Origin of the sequence: Haladaptatus sp. (genome assembly GCF_049589095.1) — an archaeon.
GTDB lineage: Archaea > Halobacteriota > Halobacteria > Halobacteriales > Haladaptataceae > Haladaptatus.
This window is the reverse complement of the sequence record NZ_JBAWAC010000661.1, coordinates 1-6,732: the sequence shown is the minus strand read 5'-3', so window position 1 is coordinate 6,732 and position 6,732 is coordinate 1. Positions and strand designations below refer to the sequence as shown.

Sequence of the window (6,732 nt, the reverse complement as noted above, 5' to 3'; positions counted from 1 at the left end):
CCCTTCGTTCCATGGACGTATCGTTCCGCGATAGTTACTCGTGGACGGGCCTGTCTCTTGTGGTTTCGCGGTTCGAAAAAAGGTGACCGCTCGAACGTCGATATCTATCGACTGTTGCCCGGGTTGTCGATATCGACTCACTTCGGTCGTAGAACGCGTACGAGCGGCCGGTTTCCGGTTCGACGGTGACACGACACCGTCGTTTATCGCCCGTACGATGACGATTTCGTCCTGTCTGCCGGAAATCCCCTTCTGGTCAGTGTTGGTGTGGCCGCGAACGTCGATCTCGCTCGACTCGGGACGACGTACCTTGCTTCCAACGTCGATTCGACGGCCACACCGCCGCGAGCGGCGGCGGTCCGGTGTTGGCGGGGGCACTCGCCGCTGCTTGCTTCAGATTCCGTTTTGTCCAGTTGCGCCCGCCATTCTTTCCCCACTATGTAGGAGTAATATATCGAATTAAGCGTTTATCCTAAACAGATTGGGTTTCCGGATTCGAGAGCGAACTCGCTTCCGTTTCGTACTTCGAATCGGTTCGGCGGTTCGTTCGGAACGGTCCGCAATCGGGACGGTCAGTTATCGTCGTGGGGACGTTGCTGACCGACCGCTCCCAAATATTTATGACGCCGCACGATTTAGGTCAACCTAAACAATTCGTCTCGAAGGAGAGACGGGGGACTACCGATGAAAGTTCAAAACAAAACGAAGCGAGCGGACGTTTGGGCGTGTCTGTACGCCGTCTTCTTCGACACCGATCACACCGAAGAAACGAACGAATCGGCGACTGAGAAATGAGTTCGGTTCGCTGACGACGGTTTCGTCAGCGGTCGGTCTTACTCCCAGCCGTGGTGACCGTGGTCGCGACCGTGGTGCCAAGGGCCGTCGAACGACAACTCCGCGATTCGGGTGTGGTACGGGTCACGTTCCTCCGCGTCCGGGTCGATGTCGATGTCCGGCGAGTACTGGCTCACGGTCCAGTACGTGCCGGTACGGGGGTCCACGGAGATTCCGTTGTAGTCTCCCCAGCGCATAACCTCCTCTCCCTCGCCGTAGTCGTACCGTGATTTTCCTTCCTCGACGACGATGGAGTCCTCCAGTTTGTTCATGGTGTACTCCTCGGTTCGGCCTGCGACCGCCATGCTCGGATACGTGTCGGGTCCGCTCACGTTGTGCGTGATGATGGTCGAGTCGCCGTCCGACTGGACGGTCGGGATGAAGTACGACGTTCCCGCCTCGCCGTACACGCCGCTCTGGACGACTTCCTTCGAACGCGTGTCCACTTCGTACCACTTGACGGCGGCGACCGGTTCGCCGTCGCCGGTCCAGTCGTAGGCGATGGTGTGGGCCGTCCACAGCGACCCGTCGTTGTAATCGAGGTTCATCTGGCGCGTCCCGAGCGTGTCGATGCGCTTGTCCGAGTCCGGTTGTCGGGCCGTCGGCGGATAGGAAAACGGTTCGACCGGGACGGTGTGACACTCCAGTTTCGGGTCCTCAAGCGGACTCGTCAACTCCCAGAGCGTGAGCGCGCTCGCCGTCGGGGACGGGAAGGTGGAGTTCAACAGATAGTACGTTCCGTACTGACCGCCCGAGAACGGTTGCAGCGCCGGTTGAAGGGTGAAGTCCTCCTCTTCGACGTTCGGGTTGTCCAAGTCGGTGAAGTGATACCCCGTCACGTCGCGCCCGTGGTACAGCGCCTCCTTGTCGAGCGTGACCATCGTCACCGATACCTCGTCGGCGAAGAAGTTCTGCGCGAGGTAGACCGCGTCCCTGTCCAAACCGAGCGTGGGATAATCGACGAGTCCCTCGTTGTCTATCGGCGGAATCCGGTAGACGTTCCACTTCCCGTTCGGGTTCGCGTTCCGGGAGACGGCGACCAGCCACCATCCTTGTGGTGGGCGTTCCAGCGCTTCCGCTTCGGTTTCCGCCCCGTCATCCTCTCCGCCACCGTCTTCCCCATCGTCCCCGCCTTCTCCCGGTTCACCGCCCGCTCGTTCCTCCTGTTCTTCCCGAGTGATGATTTCCCCGTCCTCGGTGATGCCGGGTTCGTACTGTGTCGCGGCGACGACGAACTGGTTTTCCCGCCGGTCATAGCGCGCTCGTGGGTCGAAGACGAACGGTTCGCCGTACACGTAGCCCCCTTCCGGTTCGTCGATAACCGGCGCAAAGATGTCGTTCAACTGGACGGTCAGCTCCTCGTGTCCGGATCGTTTGTCGAACACGGCGACCTGCGTGTTGAGCGCGTGGATGACCTTTCCGTATCCGGCCGCTATCTGCGAGTCGGACGGGACGCCGCCGGTCGTCCCTTCGGCATTCACGCCGTCGTACTCGGTGGAAATCGACAGTTCGTCCTCGTCGCCGTGATGTCGGTGCCAGTGGCGGTCCTCCTGGTCGTGGCGATGGCGTCCGTGGTATCCGTGTGCCCGTGACGCCTCGATTTCCGCCCCGTTCACCGGAGACCCCGCACCCGTGTCCTCCGTCTTCACACTCCGCTGTGGATGGGAGGCTATCTTCCCGAAGTTCACCGTCCCCCCGGAGTAGGTCCGCTCGAACGGTCCTGCGGCACACTCCCCGCCCGCCGCACGTACCGATGACGAACCGAGTCCCGGAACCGTCATGCTCCCAACCCCGAGACCGGCGAGTTGAATCGCCCGCCGTCGGTTCAGACGGAAATAGTCGTTGGAGTTCTCTTCCGATCCCTGATCGCTATTTTTGTCGTCCATCACAAATAATAAAGATGGCAGATATACATTATAGTTATTCATGAATATTATATAAAAGGATTCGGTGACAGCGAGAAATCCGACAAGAATTGGAAAAATCTCGAAATATAGGAAGAATTTTAGAACATCATCCTCGATCCGGGGTGAAACTCGGATTCCGTGAGTAGTGGGGCAAAAAAAGCGGCGCTGTACGTAGGGGGAACGGACCGATCCGGTGAGTACCCTTGGACGTCGATTCGTTCGAAAACGAATAAGGTTTTAGAAAACCAGCACGTATCTCACCATTATTACAACCATGTCACCCATATTTTTTGATAATTTAATTAATCCGGGGCATGTGTGTCGTCCAATGAGAGATTCCGACCGACGGTGGCGTCGCATCGATATCTCACAATTGTTACCGATTAGTCTCTGACGAGCGCGGTGATTCGGCATCCGATACGGGGCGGGACGCTCGGCCAAGCCAATTCGTAACGCCCGTTCTGCGGGACGGTGGCCGGTAACTGGCCGGGTCACTTAGCACCGTTCACAGCACGACGAACCCGATTCCCACGGCGGCGACGACGCCGAGAACGACGACGACCGTTCTCCCCAGCGCTCGCGTTCCGAACAGCCACACGACGGCGATTTTGACGGCCGTGTTGACGCTCGCCGCGAGGACGATTCCGCCCGTCGCCGTCGCCGTCGAGATGTCACCGCTCCGCGAGAGGTTGCTCAACGAAATCGTGATGGCGTTGATATCGACCAGTCCGGAGACGATGGCGACCGAATAGACGCCGACCGCACCGAACTCGGCGCTGAGCGCCGCGGAGGCGACGAGTACGAGCGCGAAGAAGACGCCGAACAGGAGCGCGGGCCAGAGCCGAAACAGGTTCTCGATGTCCGCGGCCAACGGAGCGTCCCCACGGATACTGCGATATTCGATGGCCGCGACGACCACGCCGACGACGGTCATCCCAGTGATCGGCACGACGACGGGGACGAACAGCGCCGGATTGACGACGAGCACCTCCAACAGAATCCGGACGAACATCGCGAGCGAGGCGATGACCGTGGCGATGCCACAGAGTCCGGTGAGCGAATCGTCACGGCGCGCGTTCTCAGCCATCGAGACGGCCGTCGCCGTGGACGAGACCAACCCGCCGAGCGCGCCCGTCACTTCGAAGCCGACCTCGCTGCCGACGAGTTTCGCTAGCACGTACCCGGCGAGGCTGATACCGCTGACGAAGACGACCATCAACCAGACGAATCGCAGGTCCAGCCCACCCAACGCCGCGATTCGCTCGGATGGCAGCAGGGGAAAGACGACGAGCGCCACGATTAGGAACTTCAAGCTCGCGCGCATCTCGGCCTCGTCGAGGCGGTCCGCGAACTCGTGGATCGCCCGCTTCTCGGCCAGCAGGGCCATCGTCACCGTCCCGAGGACGACGGCCAACCGAAGCCCCGTGTCCGAGTGGGTCGCCATCGCGCCGTAGACGAAGGTCAACATCGTCGCAACCGCCGTCGTCATCCCGATGTCGCCCGTCGTCGCCACCTTGCTGACGTAGGCGACGACGACCAACCCGCCGACGAGAACGACCGCAATCGGCAGGAGGTCCGGAAAGAACGCCTGCACGAGCGCACCGAATCCGGCGATGAGCGGGAGCGTTCTGCTCCCGGCGAAGGGGGTTCCAGGGTCGCTCCACTCCCGTTCGATGCCGATGAGGAGGCCGATTCCCAGCGCGATGAAGACAGCGACGACCAACGGAACCGCCATGACGTGTACGTAGGCGGGGAATAACCATCAATCGTCGTGTCGGTTTGCGGATTTCAGCTCGAAAACCCCTACTCGTCGGGCCCGTGGACGGTCATCACCGGCACGTCGGCCAACCGCACGACGCGTTCGGCGACGCTCCCGAGCAGGTAATGTTCGAGACCGCGCCGTCCGTGGGTTCCCATCACGATGCAATCGATATCGTTCTCGTCGACGTAGTCCAAGATCACGCGATAGGGGCTCCCGCCCGTCACCACTTCGTCGGTGATATCGACGCCCGCATCTTCCGCCCGTTCGCGCACCCGTCCGACCGCCTTCCTCCCGCGCGATTCGAGGTCGTGCAGGACGTTGCCCTCGTACGCGTCGGCCCACATCGCGCCGATGTCCACGACATACACCGCGTGGATCATCGCGTCGAACGCCTCGGCCAACTCGATGGCGTTGTCCGTCGCTTCCATGGCCGATTCGCTCCCGTCGGTCGGGACGAGGATGTTGTCGTACATCGGGAGGAGTACAGCGGGGAGAGAGAAAGTGCTGTGGTGTTTCGTTCACAGGGGAGGTGAGCGAACCCGAGGGACGCGCTCCGTTCGAACAACCGCGACGGGAAGGACGAACAAACCTATAGTCCACGAGCACCGTATCGAATCGTATGCAGCGAATCGACATCGACGACGTGGAGTCCGGAAGTATGGGAGACGCCGACCGTCGCGGTCTCTCGGACGCGCTGGAGACGGACGATATGTCCATCAACCACTACGCCCTCGAACCGGGCGAGGCCTTCTCGGGCGGACTGCACACGCACCTCGACCAGGAGGAGATATTCTACATCGTCTCGGGGACCGCGACGTTCGAGACCAAACCCGAACCGGACGCCGAAAGCGAGACCGTCGAACTGAGTGCCGGGGAGGCGATTCGGTTCCCGGCCGGCGAGTACCAGCAGGGACGCAACGAATCGGACGACGACGTGGTCGCGCTCGCGCTCGGTGCGCCACGCGACTCGACCGAAGTGCGCGTCGCACAGCCCTGTCCGGAGTGTGAGAGCGACGTTCTCGCGTTCGGGATGGGCGACGACGGGATGTTCCTCGAATGTCCCGACTGCGGGACGACCGTCGAGATGTAATCACGCGAGCGCGCTTTTTTCACACGATTCGAGCGAGTAGCACCGTGGGAACCGTTCGAAAAGACGTTCTTTCGCTTTCCGTAGCGACTACTCTCGGAGCAAGTTCGGGTAGTTGACGATAACCCCGTCCACGCCTGCCTCCGCGAGTTGCTCGGCCTGATACCACGTATCGAGGGTGTAGACGTTGACCTCGCGCCCCTCGTCGTGAGCGACCTGCACGAGGTCGATGTCGGCAAAGTTCGGGTCATCGAGGTAGTACGGGTCGCCGAAGAACGGCGATCCCTTGACCATGTTGTACGGCGGGTTGACGGCCTCACAGTCGTACTCGCGGACGATGTCGAGGCCGCGCTCGATGTCGTCCCAGAGCAGGTAGCCGACGGGGATGTCGGGGTTCACCTCGCGAACGGTTGCGATGGCCGCCTCGTAGAACGACGAGACGAGGATTTCGTTGTCGTGGTCAGCGATGATGTCGAGCGCGTCCTCGGTGAACGAGCGCCAGCGCTCCTTCCCCGCCTTCAGTTCATCGCCTTCGAGGTTCGTGGAGGACTGCGCCGCCGCCGACCCGGGATTCTTGAACTCGATGTTCACGCCGACGTGATCCGGGATGGCCTCCAGCGCTTCCGAGAGGAGCGGGATGGTTTCCTCGGTTCCGAGGACGTTTGCGTTCCGCACCGTGTCACACGAGTTCTCCCAGACGTACCCGTGTTCGTCCGTGAGTCCGCGGGTCCCGCCGTCGCGTGCGCCCAATTTCTCGTCGTGAAAGACGACGATTTCGCCGCCCGCACACGGCATGATGTCGAGTTCGATCATGTCCGCCGTCCGGGAGGCGGCTTCGAACGCACGGAGGGTGTTCTCCGGATGGAGTCCCTTGTAACCACGATGGGCGACGTACGTCACGTCCTCGTCCGCACCGTGGTCCCCACGTCCGGATTCGTCGTCGTGCTTGCCGTCGTCGTGGCACGATTCACGCGCGAGTCCGACGCCCGTGAAGGCCTTAATGGCCACGGCCGCACCGGTTCCGACGAACGTCCGCCGATTCAACGCCTGGAGTCGTTGTGACACCATACGACGCCTCGTTTCCGGCACTACGAGTAGATTTATATTAGCACGAGGTATTGATTCAATACTCTATGTATTGG

5 protein-coding genes are annotated in these 6,732 nt (G+C 61.2%); 1 reads left to right on the top strand and 4 read right to left on the bottom strand.

The genetic code is table 11. The features are described 5' to 3' along the window. Positions 1-833 precede the first annotated feature (833 nt). From WBV42_RS20790 to WBV42_RS20780, 3 genes are all read right to left on the bottom strand, one after another. On the bottom strand, positions 834-2,720 hold the full coding sequence (locus WBV42_RS20790) for a hypothetical protein (RefSeq protein ID WP_423987729.1): 1,887 nt from the start codon (positions 2,718-2,720) through the stop codon (positions 834-836). Positions 2,721-3,246: 526 nt separating this feature from the next. Continuing rightward, positions 3,247-4,476, bottom strand: a complete 1,230-nt coding sequence (locus tag WBV42_RS20785; protein WP_423987728.1) for an MgtC/SapB family protein — start codon at positions 4,474-4,476, stop codon at positions 3,247-3,249. Positions 4,477-4,544: 68 nt separating this feature from the next. Continuing rightward, on the bottom strand, positions 4,545-4,976 hold the full coding sequence (locus WBV42_RS20780; RefSeq protein WP_423987727.1) for a universal stress protein: 432 nt from the start codon (positions 4,974-4,976) through the stop codon (positions 4,545-4,547). 146 nt (positions 4,977-5,122) lie between these two features. Here WBV42_RS20780 and WBV42_RS20775 point away from each other — a divergent pair, with 146 nt between their 5' ends. Beyond that, positions 5,123-5,593 (top strand): cupin domain-containing protein, encoded by a 471-nt coding sequence (locus WBV42_RS20775; RefSeq protein WP_423987726.1) that lies wholly within the window; start codon positions 5,123-5,125, stop codon positions 5,591-5,593. Positions 5,594-5,680: 87 nt separating this feature from the next. Here WBV42_RS20775 and WBV42_RS20770 read toward each other — a convergent pair whose 3' ends face one another. Then, a complete protein-coding gene (locus tag WBV42_RS20770) occupies positions 5,681-6,658 on the bottom strand; it encodes a glycerophosphodiester phosphodiesterase (protein WP_423987725.1) in 978 nt (325 codons plus the stop codon). Positions 6,659-6,732: the final 74 nt, after the last annotated feature.